The sequence below is a fragment of the Marinomonas spartinae genome, assembly GCF_016461715.1.
GTDB classification, from domain to species: Bacteria; Pseudomonadota; Gammaproteobacteria; order Pseudomonadales; family Marinomonadaceae; genus Marinomonas; species Marinomonas spartinae_A.
Genome location: NZ_JAEMUI010000037.1, coordinates 1 through 22674, shown reverse-complemented (window position 1 = coordinate 22674; position 22674 = coordinate 1). Strand labels below are relative to the sequence as shown.

20 protein-coding genes and 1 other RNA gene are annotated in these 22674 nt (G+C 43.9%); 9 read left to right on the top strand and 12 right to left on the bottom strand.

Translation table 11 applies throughout. The annotated features are described in order from the left end of the window. Positions 1–104: 104 nt before the first annotated feature. Positions 105–1259: an MFS transporter gene (locus JHD45_RS21635; RefSeq protein WP_199478673.1), complete on the top strand. Its 1155-nt coding sequence runs from the start codon at positions 105–107 to the stop codon at positions 1257–1259. A gap of 81 nt (positions 1260–1340) precedes the next feature. Further along, positions 1341–1763, top strand: coding sequence for a homoprotocatechuate degradation operon regulator HpaR (gene hpaR / locus JHD45_RS21630; RefSeq protein WP_199478672.1), 423 nt, complete (start codon positions 1341–1343; stop codon positions 1761–1763). 23 nt (positions 1764–1786) lie between these two features. On the opposite strand, the gene JHD45_RS21625 is transcribed toward hpaR, so the two are convergent. Beyond that, the gene (locus JHD45_RS21625; protein WP_199478671.1) at positions 1787–2737 is read right to left on the bottom strand and encodes a helix-turn-helix domain-containing protein; all 951 of its coding nucleotides are present in this window, start codon (positions 2735–2737) and stop codon (positions 1787–1789) included. Positions 2738–2975: 238 nt separating this feature from the next. On the opposite strand from JHD45_RS21625, the gene JHD45_RS21620 reads away from it, so the two are divergent. Further along, the gene (locus JHD45_RS21620; protein WP_199478670.1) at positions 2976–4565 is read left to right on the top strand and encodes a GMC family oxidoreductase; all 1590 of its coding nucleotides are present in this window, start codon (positions 2976–2978) and stop codon (positions 4563–4565) included. Positions 4566–4659: 94 nt separating this feature from the next. On the opposite strand, the gene JHD45_RS21615 is transcribed toward JHD45_RS21620, so the two are convergent. After that, positions 4660–5667 carry an MsnO8 family LLM class oxidoreductase gene (locus tag JHD45_RS21615; RefSeq protein WP_199478669.1) on the bottom strand — a complete coding sequence of 336 codons (1008 nt, stop codon included), beginning with the start codon at positions 5665–5667 and terminating at the stop codon, positions 4660–4662. Between the two features lie 209 nt (positions 5668–5876). On the opposite strand from JHD45_RS21615, the gene JHD45_RS21610 reads away from it, so the two are divergent. Further along, the gene (locus JHD45_RS21610; protein WP_199478668.1) at positions 5877–7319 is read left to right on the top strand and encodes an NAD-dependent succinate-semialdehyde dehydrogenase; all 1443 of its coding nucleotides are present in this window, start codon (positions 5877–5879) and stop codon (positions 7317–7319) included. 232 nt (positions 7320–7551) lie between these two features. Here the strand turns inward: JHD45_RS21610 and JHD45_RS21605 are convergent, their stop codons facing one another. The 3 genes from JHD45_RS21605 to ffs form a co-directional block, all read right to left on the bottom strand. Then, the gene (locus tag JHD45_RS21605; RefSeq protein ID WP_199478667.1) at positions 7552–7887 is read right to left on the bottom strand and encodes a ribosomal protein L7/L12; all 336 of its coding nucleotides are present in this window, start codon (positions 7885–7887) and stop codon (positions 7552–7554) included. 256 nt (positions 7888–8143) lie between these two features. Beyond that, complete coding sequence (locus JHD45_RS21600; protein ID WP_199478666.1) at positions 8144–8638, bottom strand: DUF4440 domain-containing protein; 495 nt, start codon at positions 8636–8638, stop codon at positions 8144–8146. Positions 8639–9177: 539 nt separating this feature from the next. After that, positions 9178–9274, bottom strand: an RNA gene (gene ffs / locus JHD45_RS21595) — signal recognition particle sRNA small type. Positions 9275–9592: 318 nt separating this feature from the next. Between ffs and JHD45_RS21590 the strand changes: the two genes are divergently transcribed. The 5 genes from JHD45_RS21590 (at position 9593) to JHD45_RS21570 (ending at position 14954) form a co-directional block, all read left to right on the top strand. Beyond that, the gene (locus tag JHD45_RS21590) at positions 9593–10468 is read left to right on the top strand and encodes a 6-carboxytetrahydropterin synthase (RefSeq protein ID WP_199478665.1); all 876 of its coding nucleotides are present in this window, start codon (positions 9593–9595) and stop codon (positions 10466–10468) included. Next, a complete protein-coding gene (gene hisI, locus JHD45_RS21585; protein ID WP_199478664.1) occupies positions 10465–10875 on the top strand; it encodes a phosphoribosyl-AMP cyclohydrolase in 411 nt (136 codons plus the stop codon). The genes JHD45_RS21590 and hisI overlap by 4 nt, the downstream gene beginning before the upstream one ends. Before the next feature lie 366 nt (positions 10876–11241). Next, positions 11242–12915: a methyl-accepting chemotaxis protein gene (locus JHD45_RS21580; protein WP_199478663.1), complete on the top strand. Its 1674-nt coding sequence runs from the start codon at positions 11242–11244 to the stop codon at positions 12913–12915. Between the two features lie 87 nt (positions 12916–13002). Continuing rightward, a complete protein-coding gene (locus JHD45_RS21575) occupies positions 13003–13791 on the top strand; it encodes a class II glutamine amidotransferase (protein ID WP_233407990.1) in 789 nt (262 codons plus the stop codon). Positions 13792–14003: 212 nt separating this feature from the next. Continuing rightward, the gene (locus JHD45_RS21570; RefSeq protein WP_199478661.1) at positions 14004–14954 is read left to right on the top strand and encodes a sugar-binding transcriptional regulator; all 951 of its coding nucleotides are present in this window, start codon (positions 14004–14006) and stop codon (positions 14952–14954) included. Positions 14955–15006: 52 nt separating this feature from the next. Here the strand turns inward: JHD45_RS21570 and JHD45_RS21565 are convergent, their stop codons facing one another. From JHD45_RS21565 to JHD45_RS21535, 7 genes are all read right to left on the bottom strand, one after another. After that, positions 15007–16494, bottom strand: a complete 1488-nt coding sequence (locus JHD45_RS21565; RefSeq protein WP_199478660.1) for an FGGY family carbohydrate kinase — start codon at positions 16492–16494, stop codon at positions 15007–15009. After that, the gene (locus JHD45_RS21560; protein WP_199478659.1) at positions 16487–17443 is read right to left on the bottom strand and encodes a transketolase family protein; all 957 of its coding nucleotides are present in this window, start codon (positions 17441–17443) and stop codon (positions 16487–16489) included. Before JHD45_RS21560 ends, JHD45_RS21565 begins: the two co-directional genes overlap by 8 nt. Then, the gene (locus JHD45_RS21555; protein ID WP_199478658.1) at positions 17436–18266 is read right to left on the bottom strand and encodes a transketolase; all 831 of its coding nucleotides are present in this window, start codon (positions 18264–18266) and stop codon (positions 17436–17438) included. Before JHD45_RS21555 ends, JHD45_RS21560 begins: the two co-directional genes overlap by 8 nt. A gap of 66 nt (positions 18267–18332) precedes the next feature. Next, the gene (locus JHD45_RS21550; RefSeq protein WP_199478657.1) at positions 18333–19115 is read right to left on the bottom strand and encodes an SDR family oxidoreductase; all 783 of its coding nucleotides are present in this window, start codon (positions 19113–19115) and stop codon (positions 18333–18335) included. Beyond that, the gene (locus JHD45_RS21545) at positions 19112–20635 is read right to left on the bottom strand and encodes a sugar ABC transporter ATP-binding protein (protein WP_199478656.1); all 1524 of its coding nucleotides are present in this window, start codon (positions 20633–20635) and stop codon (positions 19112–19114) included. Before JHD45_RS21545 ends, JHD45_RS21550 begins: the two co-directional genes overlap by 4 nt. A 24-nt stretch (positions 20636–20659) precedes the next feature. Beyond that, entirely contained in the window at positions 20660–21589 is a 930-nt protein-coding gene (locus JHD45_RS21540; protein WP_199478655.1) for a substrate-binding domain-containing protein, read from the bottom strand. A 52-nt stretch (positions 21590–21641) separates the two neighbouring features. Then, complete coding sequence (locus tag JHD45_RS21535; RefSeq protein WP_233407989.1) at positions 21642–22640, bottom strand: ABC transporter permease; 999 nt, start codon at positions 22638–22640, stop codon at positions 21642–21644. Between the last annotated feature and the right edge of the window lie 34 nt (positions 22641–22674).

Below are 22674 nucleotides of genomic sequence, written 5' to 3'. Positions count from 1 at the left end.
TCGATTCGTAGTTTTTAAGGTCAAAGATAAAAAATCCCCTCGTGGGATTTTTTTATGCATGTATAATAACTTTTATTTAACACGTTAAGTTATTAGTTGTCTCAATGATTCCCATCCCCTATTTCATTTTGTTGGCGATGTGCAGCCCTATTGCACTTAATGCCATTTTACCTGCTTTACCAGACATTGCTCAGCAACTGGGCATTGACTCATCAACGGTACAATTAAATTACTCCCTCTATCTCGCCGCTCTTGCCCTAGGTCAGTTGTCAGTAGGGGCTGTGATTGCCAGGCTCGGAAACCGATCTACCATACTTTTAGGCATATCTTTCTTTGTTGTCGGTGGGTTAATCGCATTGGTAACCGAGCATTTATTTTTTATGTTATTAGGTCGGATTCTGCAAGGCATTGGCGGCGCGTTTACCCTCTCGATGTCGAGAGCATTACTGGTTGCCAGTTCAGGAGGAAAACTCGCTTCGCAGAAAATGGGCTATGTGGTCATGGCCATCGCGTTATCACAAGGCATTGGCCCATTAATTGGTAGCTCATTAAATACCCATATAGGCTGGCAAGCTATCTTTGCCTTTTCAGCCATTCAAGGGGCTATTTTACTCTTGCTTAGCCTCAAACTGATCAAGCCAGAACCCCAAAGGCCTTCAAAGCTGCCATTGAAAATGATGCTCAGTCATTATATGAGCCTCATTCGTCAGCCCGCTTTTAACCGTTACGCCATGGCGAATACTCTTATCGCACTTTGTTTTTATCTGTTCATCAGTGCCTCGCCTTATCTAACCAAAGACTTAAGCAAAAACAGCTTAGCGTATGGCTATTGGTTTATGCTGGTATCTGGAGCCTTTATGCTAGGCGGATACCTAAGTACATTATTAAATAGACGACTTTCGTTGGATAAATCAATTCTCGTTGGAAATAGCTTCTGTATTCTTGGAGCGGTCGCCTTATTAGTACTGCAAATAAGCTTACCAATGAGTTTTGCAACACTCTTTTTGCCCATGTCTATCATTACACTGGGCCGAGGCATAAGCCAACCCAGTTACCAAAGTGCCGCAATAGGAACGGCCAATAAATTATCAGGCATGGCGGCAGGATTACTTGGGTTTCTGCAATTAAGTTTCGGGGCGATCTTTGCTCAAATTGTTCCTTTAATGATTGACCTGCACCCCCATACGATTGCCTTTGCCATCTTAGCTTGTACACTTTTAGCAACCGCTACCCACAGAAACATCCAAACAATGAAGTAACAACGTCTTTGTGCACAAACATTTATTTATAAGGCGCATTGTATATTATCAAAATTATATTTTAGGAATTATCGAGATTACATGAAAAGATTAGAAGACTCCCTGACACTGCAATTATTAAGAGCACGTGAATCATCCATGACCTTTTTTAGACCAGTATTGCAAAAGGCAGGTTTTACAGAACAGCAATGGCGAGTCTTACGCGTTTTAAATGATCATGAAGAGTTAGAAGTCAAACAACTGGCGCAACTATGCTGTATTCTTAGCCCAAGTTTGACACGCATTATTACCCGCTTTGAAGAAGATGGCTTCTTAATACGCAAAAAATCGCCGACTGATCAGCGAATTTCCCTGCTGTCATTAACACCTATGGCCAATAAGGTCGTCAAAGAGTTCCGTCCAGAAGTAGATGCAGCATATCAGCGTGTCATCGAAAAGCTAGGTGAAGACAAACTAAAAGAACTTAGCCGACTGTTGAGCGATATTATTGCTTTGGAAAGCTGAGCAGCCTTGATAATAGGCAGTTCTCAGACAAGATTCTGCCTTTTTTGTTGTCTGGTTAAATGAGGAGACTCATTAAAATACTGCTTATAGGCTCGACTAAAATGTGAAGAGTGGTTAAATCCCCACTTATAAGCGATATCAGTGATACTCAAATTATCCAAATTCAATATATCTTCACGGCTTTTATGCAACCTTGATTGCCAGACATACCGACTCATCGTCATACCATGAGCCGCGAATGCTCGAGCTATTTGACGACAAGACACAGATAATTGTTTGCTTATCATCTCAGCGTTCAAATCCGGTGAGGTTAAATGTTGTTCGATTAATGCTTTGCATTTGAAAAACAATAAATGTCGATTTTTCTGATTGAACTTCGCGCCATGTAATCCAGACAGTACTTGAATATGGTGCATCACCTCTTCTGCTTTTAATTGAAAAGCATGATGACTAACGGGGTTACTCTCTAATAATTTAAAAATGGCACTTGTTGACGAAGTACCACATTGCAAAGTGCGATCTACTTTTATAAGGCCATCGACAACCCCTAACTCCCGCTCCGCAATAGATCGTGGCACATCCAAAACATACATTCCCATATTCTCGGGAAATCCATGTCCATAAGGTTTTGCGGTGTCATAAATGACCATATCTCCTGGCATATGACTGGCGCAATTTATACCTTGATATGAATAACCATTCCCCTTAGTCATTAGACATACGAAAAAACCATCGCGACTATCCTCATCAATATCAATACGGCTGCGTTGCACAGAGTGCCTATTCGCCTCAATATAATTCACATTAATGATATCACCGTGAGAATGTCGTAATTCCGCCTCCAATGGTGAACCGGAAGACACAGGGCAATCAATATGAATCACATACTGGTTAACGGCTTTTTCCCAATAATGGTGTCGAGACATAAGGTCTATATCTCGAGTAGATACTCGAACTTGTCCAGAAAATGACATAAATCCCTCAATGTAGTTTTTGTTTTTAAGGATGCATATCTAAAATGATGTCACTTGGATCATAACCCTAGCCAAATATTTAGTAAACATGTTAACTAAATTGACAGCTACGTGTCTTGGCAAAATGTCCTGCTGAGTCAAATCCCCCGTCCGATGAGGTCAATTTTCCCACTCAATAAAGCTCTATGCTCATCCATATCAACACCCAAACACAATAATAAGAGCAAGAGGTTTACTCATGAAGTCCATTGATTTCATCGTCGTTGGCGGTGGCTCATCCGGTTGCACAGTGACACATAGACTTGTAAAAGCAGGCTTTAAGGTAGTCTTACTAGAAGATGGCCCAAAAGACGATTCTATGTTCGTGACAATGCCAGCCACATTCATCCGTGTTATTGGATCAAAGCGATCCGTGATTTATGAAAGCGAACCTCAGCCCGACGCAGGTGGCCGCAAAACCTACGTTCCACAAGGCCGCACTCTCGGTGGAGGTAGCTCAATCAATGCTATGATTTACATCCGTGGCCAGAAAGAAGATTACGATGAATGGGAACGCAACGGCTGTGATGGCTGGGGTTGGGAAAATGTCCTAGCAAGCTTTAAACGCTCAGAAAATCATATGCGTCTAAGCGAGCCATTTCATGGTACGAATGGCCCTCTGCGTGTAAGCGACACGCGTTTTAGACACCCCCTCAGCCAAGCTTTTTTAAAAGCCGCACAACAAACGGGCATCCCTTATAACGATGATTTTAACGGTGAAAAACAAGATGGCATTGGCTTCTATCACACCACGACTTTTGATGGTCGTCGTGGTAGTACCGCTGCAACCTACCTAAAAGAAGTAGAGAACACGCCAAACCTAGAAATCCGCACAGGATGTTACGTTAACAAGATCATCTTTGATGCTAATAATAACGCGACAGGCATTGAGTTGCGTAATGAGTCCGGCAAAATAGAAATACTTTCGGTAAAGAAAGAAGTCATCCTAGCCGCTGGCGCGTTATCCACCCCCAAAATATTAATGCTGTCGGGTGTTGGTCCAGAAGAGCAGTTATCTAAACACGGCATATCAACACTTTACGATTCTCCAGAAGTGGGTGAAAACTATCAGGATCACCTAGAAGTCAGTATCTATGGTCGAGCGAAACAGCCCATTAGCCTACTTGGCAGCGATAAAGGCCTCAAAGCACTGTCCTATGGTTTCCAGTGGACTTGTTTTAAAACAGGTTTATTGACTTCTAACGTTGTTGAGTCAGGTGGCTTTGTGGATACCAGCAACTGTGGTCGTCCTGATATTCAATTCCATGTACTACCAACCTTGGTGGGTGACGTAGACCGCGAGCCCATTGAAGGTCACGGCATTTCCATCAACCCTTGTTTCTTACGTCCTAAATCCCGAGGTTTCGCCCGACTACGCAGTGCAAACCCAACAGATTCAATGATTTTCGAAAGCGGTGCGTTATCACATCGTGACGACGTTGATACGCTTATCCGTGGTGTTAAATTGGCCCGCAAGATTATACGGGCACCAGCCATGGCAGAACTGATCAGCGAAGAACTGCGCCCCTCCGCCAAAGAAGATATATCAGATGCTGAAATCGAAGCCCACATTCGCAGCCATGCTAAAACCGTCTACCACCCTGTTGGCACTTGCCGCATGGGCTCTGATGAACAAGCGGTTGTCGACACTAAGCTCCGTGTTAATGGTGTCAAAGGGGTACGTATCTGCGATGCCTCTATTATGCCAACCATTATCTCGGGGAATACCAATGCTCCGACGATTATGATCGCAGAGCGTTGCGCTGAATTTATCCTCAACGAAGAATAACGAACAAGAGCCCTCATCATCAAAAACAGGCTGTTTTCTCAGCCTGTTTTTAACAAAGTATTGGCAAGCGCAGTAGTCGTGCAAAAGTCCCAGCTTATAAGTTCTTTGCTAACAAACGATAACTGTCTAAACGATCTGCTTGGCTATGTGTCACAGTAACGAGGGAAATCTCATCGGTGTTAAATGTCTTGGCAAGGGATTCCATTTCATTCCAACATTGTTCTGGTGTGCCAATCGTATAACTGGCTTCAATACGATCAAACAAAGCTTGATGAGAGGCTTGCATTCCACGATATCTATCACGAACTTGAGTTGGCGTTAAAAAGTCTTCCCGCTCCCCTATATGCGTGGCAAATTTACGATACACAGCGGTTCCTGCTCGGAGTTTCGCTTCCTCTTCTGTCTCAGCACAAATACAAGCAATCGCCAACATTCTTTGTAATGGACGCTCATGCCCAGCCTGTTGCCACGCTTTCTGATGCGCGTCAAAAATACGCGGATGACAATTTTCAGAATCAATAAACCGAGCCAAAGCCAAATGATAGCCCAGTTGTCCAGCCAACTCAGCACTGCCGCCACTTGACCCAAGCATCCATAAATCCGGTACATCGCGCACTTCAGGCATCACATGTATCGAGCTAAAAGGGTGAGCCTCTTTAAAAGAGCCATGAATAAAACTTTCTAGCAACGCCGCTTGTTCGGCATAAAACTGACCATTCGACGCTTTATTCGGAAAAGCTAAAGCAGCGGATGTCATAGCCGAACCACCAGGCGCACGACCAACACCAAGATCAATACGCTCTGGAAAAAGTGATGCCAACATAGAAAAGCATTCCGCCACTTTTAATGGACTATAGTTAGATAGCATCACACCACCACTACCGACTTTGATACGCTTTGTTATACTGGCCAAATGAGCAACTAAGATTTCAGGGCAAGGGTTAGCAAAATGGACACTATCATGGTGCTCTGCAACCCAATAACGGTGGTAATTCCATTCATCACAATGTTTTGCTAACTCAACCGTTAACAAAGGAGCGTCTTTTTTATGATGCGAACCATGCACTGGGGTTTGATCAACAACCGATAATTTTATATTCATAGGGTATTCTCTTTATCAAAGTAAATTAGTTAACATGTTAACCTATTTACTTTGATTGATGAAGATTTGATAATAGCAATGTGATTAGTACAAGAATAACTTACTTAGAGATCGTTTCATCATGTCGCAAGCGAAGCCAAAACGAGGTTTGCACAGCGACCGTGCAAAGATCTCACTTTATTTAATTACCAAATATATAGGTGATACTCATGTTAAAGGATATGTCCCTTCTTAAGTCTCGTTGTTTAGTCAATGGCGAGTGGGTTGAGGCAAAAGCAAAAACTACCCACCCTGTTACCAACCCAGCGACAGGTGAAACCATTGTCGAGATTCCTCACCTTTCTCCTGAAGAAATCCCTGCGGTGATCGAAGCTTCTAAAATCGCCCAAAAGAAATGGGCCGCTTTACCAGCTAAAGAACGTTCGGCGGTTTTGCGCCGTTGGTTTACGTTAATCATTGAAAACACCGACGACTTAGCGTTGCTAATGACATCTGAACAAGGCAAACCCCTAGCGGAAGCCAAAGGTGAAATTGCCTATGCGGCCTCCTTCATTGAATGGTTCGCAGAAGAAGCCAAACGCCTCTATGGCGACACCATTCCGGCACCACGAGCGGATCAACGAATTACGGTTATTCGTCAGCCGATTGGTGTTACAGCGGCCATTACACCCTGGAACTTTCCAGCGGCCATGATCACACGTAAAGCCGCTCCAGCTTTGGCAGCAGGTTGTTCGATGATTGTTCGCCCTGCTGATTTAACCCCTCTTACTGCGTTAGCGCTGGCGGAATTGGCGCAACGTGCTGGAATCCCAGCGGGTGTATTCCAAGTTGTCACAGGTTCTGCAAGCAAAATTGGTAAAGTATTAACCGACAGCCATGTTGTCAGCAAACTGTCTTTTACCGGCTCTACCGAAGTTGGTCGTTTATTAATGGCGCAATGTGCAGACACCATCAAAAAAGTGTCTCTTGAATTAGGCGGCAACGCCCCCTTCATAGTTTTTGACGATGCCGACTTGGATAAAGCCGTTGAAGGTGCAATGGCCTCTAAATATCGTAATGCAGGTCAAACTTGTGTGTGTGCAAACCGTATTCTGGTTCAACGAAGTGTGTATGATGCCTTTGCAGCCAAACTGACTGAAAAGGTAAAAGCCCTAAAAGTGGGTAATGGCACCGAAGCAGGGACAGAGATTGGCCCGATGATTGAAGAAAAAGCCATTTTAAAAGTCGAAGAGCACATCAAAGACGCCGTCAGCAAAGGAGCAACCTTGGTCCATGGTGGGAAGCGTCTAGGTGGCTTATTTATTGAGCCTGCCATTCTGACAGGTGTAACACCTGACATGAATGTCGCTCAAGAAGAAACCTTTGGCCCTCTTGCCCCGCTTTTCCCATTTGATACAGAAGAAGAAGCCATTGCGATGGCCAATGACACTATCTTTGGCTTAGCAGCCTATTTCTACACACGAGACCATGAGCGTATGATTCGCGTATCCGAAGGACTTGAGTATGGCATGGTTGGTCATAACACCGGCCTGATCTCCAATGAAGTCGCCCCTTTCGGTGGTGTGAAGCAATCAGGCTTAGGTCGAGAAGGTTCAAAATATGGTATCGAAGACTATTTAGAGATGAAATACATCTGCAGTTCGATTGCATAACAACATTTCCGACTCTGTGAATCTTTGTCACTCCTCGGGCACTTTTAAGGAAGCACGCCCGAGGAATTTATTGACGATGACATTGATATAGAGGGTTTATTCGGTAACCACACAAGAATCGTTATACTTTATTGAGAGTGCAATACAAACTTTAGAATAGCAAAACACTCCGATAGATCTTAAAATTTTAGCAGCTGTTTCTAGCAAAAATAGATTACTCGTTTTTCAACGATTATTCCTTAAAAGAATATATAATGTGATCCATTTTATGACGTAGAATAAACTCATTTAGTTCGGTGATTGATAGTTTTTCTTTTAGTAAAATGGGGGGATAATGCGCTTTCACGTTAAGCTCTTTCAGTCCCATTCCTGTCATAGACCGAATGCTTGATATAGCACTCATTTTATTAAGGCCAAACGAGGTATACCATAAATCAAACCCCTCTCCTTTCGGCATACCTTCAGAAAGAGCAATATCAATGTACATCAACGGACTATATTCTACTGGCTGCAGCACGACTTGTTCAAAACCTTCCGGTACAGCACGTTTCAACTTATCATCATTCATATCAATCTCAACTTCGAGTAATCACACTATATTAGGAAAAGCATGACGAACAAAGGTGGAATGCCACCTCCTTGTTCTGGTCATTGTGTAGAGAAAGACATCATCACAGGCACGGCACATAGTGACAGTCCAAAACTACCACTTCGATGTAAAAAAACAAATATCTGTTTGGAACTTAACCGATTTGGTCATTTTCTCATACAAATATATTCTTCATGTTACAGCTTTTCCTGTAGGGTTCTCCGATGTCATTCGTTTATTTTCTTTCAGGCATAAGTGACGAATGGTGAGTGGTTATCAACCATTTAGAACCATTCCAGCGATAAGTGAAGGTATAACGTGCTTTGACACTGTCGCCAGTCTTCGCAAAATTAAAAGTGTAAAGACCGGAGTCAACTGCCGTGTTGCAACCAATTTCAATAAAGCGAAAATCAATTTTTCCAGAAGGATGATCTTCTAGAAAATGATGAAAGTAATCTTCTTTTTCAGAAGGCGTGAGACGTGGTTTATTGGAAAGCGTAGGTAAGAGAAGTGACCGTTTTGCGTAATTGGCTACAACTTTATCGGCATCATCAGTTTGCAGAGAGCGATTCCAACGGTCAAACAACGCGGCAATTTCAGCTTTAGATACTTTTTTACAGACTTGCGTATACGTGCCTTGTGCACTTGCTGCTTTCTGATCTACCGCTTTTGATGCACACCCGGTAAGGGCCGTTGCTACAAAAAATATCAATAGCACTTTCGTTTTCATATAACACTCCAATGAGTAAAGACAGTTACGTTACAGAATCAGGTTAACCATAACACCTAAAACCAGTGTCATACTTGTTATCTGAAATTAAGAAATACTCTACAGTATCGAACCTTAGCTGCCAGATTAATACTTTGATCAAGGCACGTAAATTACACCTTGTTACACGAACAAAAACAACAGTAGGGAGAAATAGATATACACTAAAGAGATATTATTATTTTGAGTCCAGACGACTGATAATAGACTAAGAAGAAATCATATCAATTCATATCTTTTTGTGGTTTTTGGGCACATGTTTTCTGAGTACGAATTTAGATGGGGACTGAAAATTTAGTAGGAAATACTTACCAAAGAAACTAAGATTCAATTAATTCCGATAAACAGTATACAAATGTCAGTTCATTCGCTGGTAAGAATGTCTAGTTTAGAATAGAGAAGGTAGGCTTTATTGTCTGAATATGGGCTTATATAACTTAGAGAGGACAGATATTTATGTATTCATGGAGAATATCAAAATTATAGAAATTAGGTGGCATCTCCACCAGCCGCACCTCGGCACACAAGTCCACCGCTGTGGCTGCTTCCTTCCGGACCTGACCAGATTAACGGTTTATTGTTGCGAGGGGACCAGCAGAGACACCATAAAGGAGGTCTGTTGACCTTGGGGCGAGATTATACGCATCTAATCTGAGATATCAACACGCTTTTTTAACTTTTTCAAACGCTTAGACTTTCCTTTCATCAAATAGATGTTTTGGTTCACTCGCCCTTCTCTGCTCCCTACTAACTTCACTCAGCACCCTGCTAACGAAGAAAAGTCACTTAAAGGGTAAAATGCACTTTCTATCCATGCTCTTAGAGGGCTTGTCTATAGTAGCAAACTCACTGTTTACGGTATTCTTTGCGTATTTGCTGTAATATATGTGCCATTATGAATAAAGGAGTGGCTACTTGAAGCTATTTGTTAACAATCTGACCCAGGTCGATCTATCCTATTTTGATGCCCAACGTGGCCTTTTAGGTGAAAGCTGGCAAACAGACGTCGTGCTAACAGGTAAATTAAACGACGAGAGCATGATTTGCGATTTCAGCATCGTTAAAAAGCAAATTAAAAAATGGTTGGACGAGCATATCGACCATATGCTGGCGATTCCTGTGAATCATCCCAATGCACATTTTACGGATATGACTCAAGGCCGTGTGTCCTTTCAATTTGATCACGACGATGGAAGCCGTTTTCGCTGCGATGCTCCTGCACAAGCCATTTGCGCGCTCCCCATGGAGAGTATCACGCCACAAACCGCCGCCAGTTGGGTAGAATCACAGATTCTGGATTTGTTACCTGCTGAATTAGAAGCGGTCAGTATTCGCTTTACACCTGAGAATATCGAGGGCGCGCAATACCAATATAGCCATGGATTGAAAAAACACGCTGGCAATTGTCAGCGCATCGCTCACGGTCATCGTTCCACCATTAAGATCTATAGCGATGGTCAGCAAGATAGTGAGTTGGAAAACCAATGGGCACAGCGTTGGCATGATATTTATCTCGGCACTGAAGACGATCTACTGGGTATCATTGAAGAGCATGGTCATCACTATCACCATTTCGGTTATGTCAGTCAGCAAGGCTTTTTCGAGCTGACCATTAACAGTCAGCAAGTTTATATGCTGAACTGTGATACTACCGTTGAATCCTTGTCCGCTCATATTGCACAGACACTAGCGGAAGAAAATCCCGGCAAACACATCGAGGTACATGCCTTTGAAGGGATTGGCAAAGGGGCGATTTCTGAAAAAATATTCCTTAAGGACGTCGGCGCATGAGCTTAAAAGACTACGAACACCTAAAAAAAGGTGAAACCTTCTCCCTAGACACTCTCTTTGCGAATTTAAAGACGGACAAAGACGGCCTCGTCGCGGCCATTGCCCAGCAACACGATACCGGCGAAGTCCTCATGCTCGCCTATATGAATGAAAAGTCCATTCGTGAAACCCTAGCAACGGGTCAAGTGTGCTATTGGTCACGCTCTCGTCAAACCTACTGGCGCAAAGGGGAAAGCTCTGGTCATCGCCAATCTTTAGTGTCTATGTCTTTTGATTGTGACGGCGATGCCATTTTATTGCAGGTTGATCAAACGGGACCGGCTTGCCATACCAATAGGCGGGATTGCTTCTTCTTTAAAGTAGACGGTAATCATGTCGTTGTTGACTCGGCACCAATTGACAAATAAGACAAGCCAGAAAACTCAAGCTTGCTCCTAATAACTTCTTGTTCTTAGGGCAAGTTTGGGCTCTTCTTTTGCCTGTTTGCTGTGCTTGTCGTGTTATTCTGCTTCTCCATTTTTGACTTCATCACTCTATTTTTATCCCTTCGATTAAGACAAAAGCGTCTTTAAGCCATTTTTTAATAGACAATATTATTTGTAAAGTATTAGACTGATTGTGTCTTAAAGGTGTAAGTTCATGTAAATATGTGAATTTTACACGGAAGTAAGAATGATGCCTCATGACAATAACATAACAATAACAAGCCCCCTCTCTTAATGAATATATAAATGACCTTCCCATAACTAACCAAGATTCCGAAAGGTGTTATTGTGAAAAATATTTCAGTTCGCACCAAGATATTATCAATTATTGCGCTCTTTACCCTAGTCATCATTGGAACCAATCTCAACTCTGCCATTTCTAGCCGTCAGGTATCGTCTGATTTGCAAACCTTATCAAGTCAAAGCTTAGATCTGCTCCGTAATCTCGAAAAAAGTAGGCAGTTATTGCTTCAACAATCCGTGGAGTTTGAACGCGGGTACTTCCAAGTATTAATAGCGAAATCCATGGGTAACTATGGCAAGGATAGAATCCAAAAGTCTGAGAGCAAATTTAAAAGTTATACAAGCCAACTTTTTGATAGCATCCAGAAAGTAAAAGACACCTTGGCAAACATGCCAAAAAATCAGCTAAAGACGGATCTAGTAACGCAAATCAACGATCTAGAACAGCTCCAAAACAACTTTTTAAAGGCTTCCCTAGAAACCTATTCATGGTGGATCAAACTCAACACAATGAAAGCGAACAATCCTAGAAAAGTAGCCGCCGCGACCTTGCAAAAGATCAATGCAACGATGGAGGTTATTCTCCCAGCGATTGATCAATACGAAGAAAGCCTCGCCACTGATAAAAAGAAAGAACTTAATCAAAACATTTATACTGGCTCAGGCATTGCCGGAGCATTGATTATCATAGGTATTATTATCAGCTGGTTTATTATTAATGGCATCTGTACACCGCTAAAGCAGGCCGTCAAACGGGCGGAAGAAATTGCCTCAGGCGAATTAATCAACACCAGCAATAAGCAAAGCAAGCCTCGAAAAGATGAAATAGGGGCACTTGAAAATGCCATGAACAAGCTGGTGGAGCAATTAAGCGGCATTCTCCACGAGGTCGCCGAATCCAGTAACAAACTAACTAGCGCGGCCCACCACCTTAATAGCATTACCGACGACTCCTCCAAAATGGTAGAACAGCAACATCGGGAGACTTCCCAAATATCGCATGCGGTACAAGAAATTCAATCTACCGCCACCCATGTGTCTGAATCTACATTTGATGCCCGTGAAGCCGCACTAGTTGCCGAAGAAGCAGCCACGAGTGGTACTAAAATTGTCAATGACACCATAGGTAGTATTACTCAACTGGCGCAAGAACTTGAAAGCTCAGTCAACAGTATTAACGAACTACACGAAAACACTCATGAAATCAGTAATATTCTAAATGTGATTCTGGACATTGCGGAACGAACGAATTTACTGGCCCTCAATGCGGCCATTGAAGCGGCAAGAGCTGGCGAGCAAGGTCGAGGGTTTGCAGTGGTGGCCGATGAGGTACGCCAGCTTTCCCATAATACCCATGGTGCCACTCAACAAATTGAGCAAATGATCAACCGACTACAAAGCGGCGCCGCCAGTGCCGTTGAATCCATGAACATCAGCCATGGACGCTCGCTTCAAGCTGTCGAACATGTCAAAAACGAAGAAGCTTCTCTTGCAAATATTCATCAGTCAGTATCCAAGATCCGCGATATGAACGATCGCATTTCCACCACAGCGGAGGAACAAGCACAGGTCACCAAAGAAGTAAGTCAGAACGTGATGAACATTACCGACATCGCCACGAAAACAACCGATTCCATTCACTCCATCAGTGAATCAGCAGAACAATTAGCCGACCTAGCCAGTCAACTTTCCACAAAAATTCGCTATTTTAATGTATAAAATCCTATACAATAATCTAATCACTATATAAGGAAGGTATTTCACCTTCCTATTTTATTTTGGAGATAAGCATAAATGTGTCGCTGGATGGCATATCAAGGTGACCCAGTCTACCTTGAGTCCCTACTATTTGAACCGGACCACTCTCTTATTCATCAAAGCTTAAGTGCCCGAAAATCCGAAGTCACTGTCAACGCAGACGGCTTTGGCCTAGGCTGGTATGACGAACGAGAAGAGCCAGGTCTCTACCATGAGATTTTACCTGCCTGGAGTGATTGCAATCTAAAAAGTCTTGCACGTCATATCAAAAGCGGGTTGTTTTTTGCCCATGTCCGCGCATCAACAGGTACAGCTACCAACCGTTCAAACTGCCACCCTTTTGGCTATAAAAACTGGCTGTTTATGCATAATGGCCAAATTGGCGACTACGAAGCATTACGCTGGCATTTAGATCGCTTAATACCCGAGTATTTGTATAACGAACGAAGAGGCGCAACCGATTCAGAGGTCATTTTTCTTTTGATGGTTGCCAATGGCCTTGAGACGGATCCAGAAAACGCGATCTCTAAGACCATTGAGCAAATTCTGGTATTGATGGGCAGTAAAAACATTACCGAACCGTTTCGTTTTACTGCCGTATTGTCTAACGGAAAAGAGCTATTTGCTGTGCGTTTTTCCAGTGATGAACATTCTCCCAGCCTATATTGCAAAGCCTTCGATAAACACATTGTAATTGGCTCTGAACCTTTGGAACTATCTGGAGAGGGCTGGACATTAATACCAGAGGGACACATGGCTAGGGTCGCCAGTCAACAGTACATTACCCAACCACTGCCCTATTTTCTGACCGAGTTGGCCTCTCGCCCCCAACAATAACCCAAGCGGTTTTGATAAAGAGATTACATGCAACGCATAACCATAATATCATATTGTGGTTATGCTAACCTGAGAATGATCATCCGCCTCTATTGCACCGCCTAAACGAGCTAATTCCTTGCTTTATGTAATAAAATGACCGCAAACAACTTTATTGGAATGATTATTCAGTCTAAAATTATCATTCAAGGCTATATAACAGAGACCAGACTATGTCGAAAGTGGATGATAAACGATTATTGGTAAAAATTGCGACGCTGTATTATCAAGATGGCCTAAAGCAGGCGCAAATCGCCGACAAACTGCGTTTATCACAATCTCAGGTCTCTCGCTCCATTACCCGATGTTTGAAGGAAGGCATCGTTAAAATCAATGTTGTGCAGCCCCCCAATGTTTTTATTGCATTAGAACATACCATTCAACAGACATTTAGTGTCCCCAATGTTATTGTTGTTGATGTTGAGGATAACCCAACTGACCATACCATTAAGCGCGCTATCGGCTCTGCAGCTGCCTACTATTTAGAAAACTCCTTGAAAAAAAGTGATCTCATTGGTATTTCATCTTGGAGCGATACCATTCGATCAATGGTTGACTCTTTAACACCGGGTAAAATTCAAGCTAAAGGCGTGATCCAATTATTAGGTGGTGTCGGCCACAATGGCAATATTCAAGCAACGATTTTAACGCAAACCATGGCAGACATTTTATCTTGTCCGGCCCATATGTTACCAGCCCAGAGTATCGAGCAATCAGTGGATGAGAAAGAGAAGCTTCTCAACACCAGCGGAGTCTCCGAAGTGGTGGCCATGTTTGATGACGTTAACATCGCAATCGTTGGTATTGGCTTGCTCGAACCGTCCAACCTACTTCGTAATTCTGGTAATTACTACGATAAAACAACATTAAAAATGCTAGCAGATAGAGGAGCAGTCGGTGATATTAGCTTGCATTATTACAATGCTAGCGGTGTGGATGTACTAGAGCCGTCTGAAAATCCTGTCATTGGCATGACATTAAATCAATTACAGCATTGTGAACACGTCGTTGGTGTGGCTGGAGGCATTGATAAAGTTGAGGCCATCAAGGGGGCCCTTAGAGGTGGTTATATTGATGTTCTGATTACGGATCGAGTCACGGCGGAAGCCATTATTCGTCGCTAGCACTTAGTGAAGAACCCATCTAATAGGCGATACAACACTAAGCGCTTTCCATTCACTTCACAGTGTTTAGGCGACACTTTTCGACCGCTAGCTTCCAGCCACCATAACGGGTTTGCCAAAAATCGTACTGATCTTTATTTGGCTCAAACAGTGTTACGGACATTTCTAATAACGCACATAACCCATGCTTGTCCCACCAACCGATGGCTAAACCCGCTAAATAGGCGGCTCCTATAGCAGACACTTCAGCCGTATCACCGCGTCTGATTTGCACGCCAAGCAAATCTGCTTGGGCCTGCATTAGCCAATCATTACTCGTCGGCCCACCATCAACACATAAGCATTCTATGGCTTCACCAAGCTCTTGCCTAATTACATGAAACACATCGGCTACTTGAAAGATCACCGACTCAAAAGCAGATTGAGCGATATCAGCACGATGTGTGGAGCTTTTTAAGCCACTAAAAATCCCAGTCGCCTCCAGATCCCAATGGGGAGCTCCGAGTCCTGATAACGCAGGGACAAAAAACACCGTATGGTTTTTATGGGCCTGAGACGCCAATGTACACATCTCCTCCATCGACTGAACGCCTAAAATATTGCGCGTCCATTCGATGGCAGATCCGGTGTGCGTAATATTGCCCTCTAAGCCATAAAAAGTCTCAGAGTCATTCCAAGCAATCGTCGTACTGACCTCGTTACGTATCGTAGGCAAGCTTGGCATCGCCGCCATAATAGAACTACCTGTACCATACGTTGCTTTGACTACCCCTTTTTCATAACCACCATGCCCATATAGGGCAGCATGGGAATCGCCAATCTGCGCCGCAATAGGAATACCAGCAGGCAGCAAACCAAATGGTTTGGTTCTGGCAACCACTTTTGCAGAAGGTTCCACTCTGGGCAGCACCTTTTCTGGAATACCTAACTGATCTAAAATCACCCTATCCCATACACACTCACGAATATTAAACAACTGTGTACGTGATGCATTAGAGACATCGGTTACAAACATCTGATTGCTCATATTCCAGATCATCCAGGTATTAATCGTCCCAACACAGATCTCTCCTTTTCCCGCACGGGCATGCCCATCAGGAATATCATGCAAAGACATGGCAATTTTGGTGGCGGGAAACATAGGATCAAGCGTTAAGCCTGTGCTGTGTTGCACATACTCGCTGAATTGAGTGTCTTTTCTAAGGCTATTACAGTATGACTCTGAACGACGACACTGCCAACTCATCACATTCGTCAGTGGCTTACCAGACTGTCGATCCCACACCAACACAGACTCCCGTTGGTTACTAATCGCGACCGCCTCAATCTCCACAGGCTCATTAGTAGAGTTTAATACTAAATCAATGGACGCTTTTACCTTCTCTATTAACTCATAAGGATCTTGTTCAACCACCCCCTCAGATGGGTAATGGATGGATAAAGGTACTGAGCTTTTCGCTATCACTTTGCCAGCCCTATTGAGAAGGAGGGATTTAACATTTGTCGTCCCCTCGTCAATTGTCAAAATAGCACTAGGCATGGTTGACCTCGTTCTGTCCTAAGTTAAGACAAACCTCAACAAGGCTAGCACTATCGATAGACAGCTGTTCACGTGTGAACTGTCGACTACCTGCCGCCGCATAGTATCCATCTTGAACCCCAAGTCGTAGTAAACTGGCCGGAATAGCCTTCTCCGCCATCACTTCAGACACAATACTGCCCAACCCTCCGTTTATATTATGTTCTTCTACGGTCACCACATGAGGTGCCCCCTGTAACATTACCGTAAGCGCTTGTCGATTAAGAGGTCGTATGGAAGAGACATTAACCACGGAGACGGCAATGCCTTTTTCCGCCAGTCGATTAGCAGCCTCAACCGCTTCATGTACCACAGACCCTAAAGCACAAATAACCACGTCCTTACCTTGATGTAATAAAGTTGGCTCACCAGGCACAAATTGATGATGTGCATCATGCAGTACGGGTAAGGGTTTGCCATCCATACGAATGTAAACGGGTCCTTGATAACGAATGGCGTAATCGATGATTTGTTTGCATTCTATAGGGCAACTGGGGGCAAATATTTGGATATTACCAAAGCCTCGCATGATGCTAATGTCGTCAATAGCATGGTGCGTGCTCGCTAATGGGCCGTAACTTGCCCCTGAATTTAGTCCAAACAATTTCACATTCGTATTGTTATAACAAATGTCCACTTTTACCTGTTCATTCGCACGTGAAATAAGAAATGGTGCTGCGTTACAGGTGGCAGCCACTTTTCCTGCCAAGGCTAAGCCCGCCGCAGTACTGACCATAACTTGCTCAGCAATCCCAACGTTTACCAAGCGCTCAGGAAAAGCGTCAACAAAAGGTTGGATTTTAGAGGTGGATGTGGAGTCCGCCACGACCGGAATAAGATCAACGCCCTGGTTAACGGCCTCAATAAAGCACTGCACCATAATATTGGCAAAATGTTCAGCATTAGACATCACTTAACTCCTCTAGTGCTCGGGTAACTTCATCGCCTTTGGGTACTCGATGGTGCCACTCAGAACGTCCAGCAATAAATGAGACGCCTGCGCCTTTCGTTGTATTCGCAATAATAACATTTGGCCGACCATCATAAGTGAGGTTTTCTAGGGTGTTAACAACCGAATCAATGTTATTCCCATCACATTGAGACACCTTAAAACCAAACGCTTGCCATTTTTCATCTAAAGGATCCGTTTTCATAATGACATCTGTTTCACCCGCTAACTGCAGTTTATTTTTATCATTAATAACAATCAGGTTATCCAACTTGTAATGAGTTGCGACGAGAGCTGCTTCCCAATTACTGCCTTCTGCTAGCTCGCCATCCCCTGTTACGACGTATACTTTTCGACTACTGCCATCACGCTTCGCAGCTAGAGCAACACCGACAGCAACTGGCAATCCATGTCCCAAAGCCCCTGTATTTAATTCAACACCAGGGGTCTTTTGTCTAACAGGATGCCCTGGTAAATGGGAGCCATCATGTTGATAATCAGACAACCATTCTTCAGGAAAGTAGCCTGCCTCTGCCAATACACAATAGTAGCCGCCAGCCGCATGCCCCTTTGACTGGATATACACATCTCGTGTTGGATCATCCAGTCTATCGGGCGCGCAGTTGAGTATTCTAAAATAAAGAGAGGTCACAATTTCGACTTGAGACAAATCCGCCCCAGTATGCCCACCTGCAGGACTGCTGGCATTCATTTTGATAATTCTGCGTCGAATGGATCGTGCCCGACTTTCAAGTGCTTTGGTTTCTAATCCGAAGGGATTCATAGATCCTCCTTTGAATTTTTTTTCTTTTTTGAATATTTATGCTAAAGAGTAAAAAAAATTACACCACTACCAGCAAACAAAGCCCCCATCGACAAGTAAATCCACGCCAGTACAAAAAGACGACGCATCGGAGGCTAAGAAAATAGCAGGCCCCGCCATTTCCTCGACTTTAGCCATGCGTCCCATTGGGGTCTGCTCTTCAAACTGCTGAGTTTGATGGACCATCTCTGGACGTGTATTCATAGGCGTCGCGGTATAACCAGGGCTAATCGAATTGACTCGAATATTTTTAGTAACCCATTCCATGGCCAAACTCTTCGATAAATGAATAACGCCCGCTTTAGAGGTATTATAATGAGCTTGCTCAAGACCCCGATTCACGATAATGCCAGACATAGACGCAATGTTGACAATAGAACCACCGCCATTTTTTTCCATTAAAGACGCTTCCGCTTTACAAGAATTCCAAACACCTGTCAGGTTAATATCGATAACACGCTGCCATTGGTCTCTCTGCATGTCAGAGGCAGGATTGGCATTCGCGATCCCCGCTGCATTCACGGCTATATCAAGACGCTTAAAGATTTTTTCTGTGAAGCTAATCGCGTCTTTTAGAACTTGTTCGCGACACACATCGCCAACAAATAAAGCAGCTTGCCCTCCCATTTGAATGATGTCCTCAACCGTTTTATTTAAACCATCTTCATGTAAATCAAAACACACCACCTTGGCACCCGCACTGGCTAGTCCCTTAGCAATACATTGACCAATACCGCTCCCCGCACCCGTTACGAAAGCAACACGACCGGTTAAACAGAATAAATTTTGCGCAAAATCTTTTGTTATCATTTTATTGCAAGCTCCATTACTGATAATTGATTAGCCTCTTCACAAGAAAGGGTTCCTTGCTGCTCACCATGGGCTAACACCATGACACGGTTGGACAAACCTAACACTTCGTCTAAGTCTGAACTCACCACGATAACGGCCATCCCTTCTTTTGCTAACCCTGAGATGACTTCATAAATAGAGGCTCTAGCACCAACATCGATACCACGAGTCGGTTCATCTAAAATAAACAATTTAGGTTTTCGAGCGATCCATTTGGCAATAAGCACCTTTTGTTGATTACCTCCAGACAGGCTCGCTGTGGCATTTTCGACTTGTCCCTTTGTGCCCATCACATCAATGGCAGACTTAGAGAAACGTTCAATCGCAGAGGGAAATGCCCAACCGCCACTATTAAGCATGTCAAAATTGCCATACATGACGTTATCACCAATTTTATGTTCGACCACTAATCCCTGTTGTTTGCGATCTTCCGGCACAAGCACAATACCTTTGTCCATGGCAGCACGCGGATTGGGCAGGTCTATTTTTTCCCCTTCCAGAAAAATATCTCCGGAGTCAATCTTATCGGCACCAAAAATAGCACGAACCAACTCCGTTCTCCCTGCACCGACGATACCCGAAATCCCAAGTATTTCACCGGCACACACCTGAAAAGAAATGTTTTTAAATTTATCCGAGCACAAGTTTTCTACCCGTAATACTTCTTTACTTGTGGGCGTTGATAAGGGCGGGAACATACGATCTACGTTGCGCCCTACCATTTCCGTCACAATCTCTTTGACTGGTATGTTGCCCGTTTTATGCACCGCAACTAAATTGCCATCACGAACCACTGCAATACGGTCGGCGATACGTTTAATCTCCTCCATGCGGTGCGAAATATAGATAAATCCCACCCCCTCTTTTTTTAATCGCTCAACTTGTTCAAACAGCCGATCTACCTCTTTGCCACCTAAAGCCGCCGTGGGTTCATCTAGAATCAAAAGCTCTGCTTTGTGAGCCAAGGCTTTAGCTATTTCTACCTGCTGCTGAGCCGCGACTCGAAGATCCCGTACTTTAGTGTCTGGTGAGACATCCAATCCCAGTCTGTCCAGTTGTACCCTTGTCTCAAGGAACATTTTTTCACGGTCTATACAACCGCCCTTCATCGGTTGACGACCAATAAAGATATTTTCAGCAATGCTGAGATCGGGAAGTAAACGGATCTCTTGGTGAATCAGACGAATACCATAACTTAAGCCTTCTCTAGGCGTTTTAGGGGCATACTCGGAGCCTTTCCATGTCATTGAGCCTTCTGTTGGCACAATGACACCGCAAATAATGTTGGAAAGGGTCGATTTACCCGCACCATTTTCCCCTAATAATGCAACCACTTCACCAGGATAAATATCTAACGTAATATCATTTAACACACGCGTATTACCGAATTTTTTTCCAATTCCTTTAATCGAAAGGCTCGGTTGTGAGCCTTTCTCAGCAATAGAAATTGGCCCAGTATCTGTCTGTAAAACGGACATATACATCACCTCTTTTTTCATCCGCTACGGATGATTCGCAATAAATTTTTTCACGTTCGCCTTGGTGGTTAATGTGCCTTTTAGCAGCTGTTCTTTAGGAACGGGCTCTCCTTTAATCAGCTTAACCGCTGAGGTCACTGCTAAACGCCCCATACGCTGAGTTTGTTGTGTCATCGTGGCAGCAAGCACACCGTTTTCTACGGCTTGAAGACCGGCATAATCGCCATCAAACCCGACGATAATCAGCTTCTCACCAGCTACTTTGGCTGCCTGAGCTGCCCCTAAAGCGAGCGCATCAGCCTGCCCGAAAATGACATTAATAGTTGGGTTGCGCTGTAACATATCTTGGCCAATCTTAAACCCTTCATCCTGAGCCCATTGATTACTGGCCTGTCTTTCCACCACTTTCATCTGCGGATAATGATTGATTGCCTCCATAAACCCTTTAGAGCGCTCAATTTGCGGAGTCGTCCCTATTTGTCCCTGAATAATACCGATATTGGCTTTATCATGGGTCAGTTTTGCCACATAATTCCCCAGCGCACGCGCTGCGGCGACGGAGTCGGTCGCAATAAAGGTGTCTCCAGGTGCACCCGCTGGATTACGGTCTACGGTGACAACGGGGATACCTGCTGCTTTAGCAGCTTTAACAGGAACAGAGGCGGCGGTAGCACCTGCAGGAATGTAGATAATGGCGTTGACCTGTCGCGTAATCAGATCTTGGATTTGGTTTACTTGGGTAGCACTATCCCCTCGCGCATCGACAGTGATGATTTTGCAACCCACTACCTTGCCCTCATCCTGCGCTGATAGTTTTATTTGGTTGAAAAAGTCTGCCTGTAGGTTGGCGACAGCTAAACCAATCGTACACTTATTCGATGCATAAGCATTACCTGTGAAGGCGGCGAAGGTAAGCAGGCTCACACCAGCAATTTTTGATAATTTAGAATACATATTTTATCTCCAGTATTATTATTTTTTTATATCGGAAAGCAGAAAAGTATTGCTAACGAGACTTTCTGCGCATCGTATCAAAGGACACCGCCACCGCGATTACCACTCCAATGATGACCATTTGGAAAAATGGGGACACACCTAACAGGTTTAACCCATTCCTCAAAATACCAATAATCAAGACACCAACAATGGTTCCAGCAATGCTACCTACGCCACCATTTAAACTGGCACCACCGATAACAACAGCCGCAATGGTATCCAGCTCTAAGCCCACCCCAGCGCTTGGTTGAGATGAGTCCAACCGTGCCATTAGCGTCATCGCAGCAATCCCAGCCAATAGGCCTGAAACGCCATAGACAATTAAGGTTATTTTGTTTACTGCAATACCGGATAAACGAGCGACCTCTGTGCTACCACCAATCGCATAAAGATTACGTCCATTGGCGCGAAAGCGAAGGTACAGCCCCGCTAACACGGCAAGCACCACAAACAACAACATGGTAATAGAGACAAAACCGAACAGACGCACCGTTGCGAAGTTGGTAAACCAGTCAGGATAGCCAACCACTTGTCTGCCATCAGTCAGTAAATTGGCGATTCCCCGCGCAACGGACATCATGGCAAGTGTTGCGATAAAAGCGGGTAATTTGGCCCAAATAATGAGCAAACCGGAGCACAGACCACACAACGCGCCAGTCATAATGCCCAGAAAAATAGACACTTCTAAAGGCAGCCCAACAATGCGCTCTAGCCAACCAGCCATCATCATAGCTAACGCTAAAGACGACCCGACGGATAGATCGATACCCCCAATGATGATGACTGCCGTCATGCCGATAGAAACAATGCCTAGGACTGTGATTTGATCGAGAATATTGAGCCAATTTCGAAGCGTGAAAAAATATTCAGAAGAAAGAGAGAACCCCACACACAGTAAAATTAACCCTATTAATGGTCCTTGAACCGATTTTAGCGTCTCAAGAACCAAGTGGCTTTGATAGGACGTTTTATCAGGTTTCGAACCGGAGCCGGTCATAACAGTCTTCATTGCTCACTCCTAATTTTTATTTTTTATAGCATTA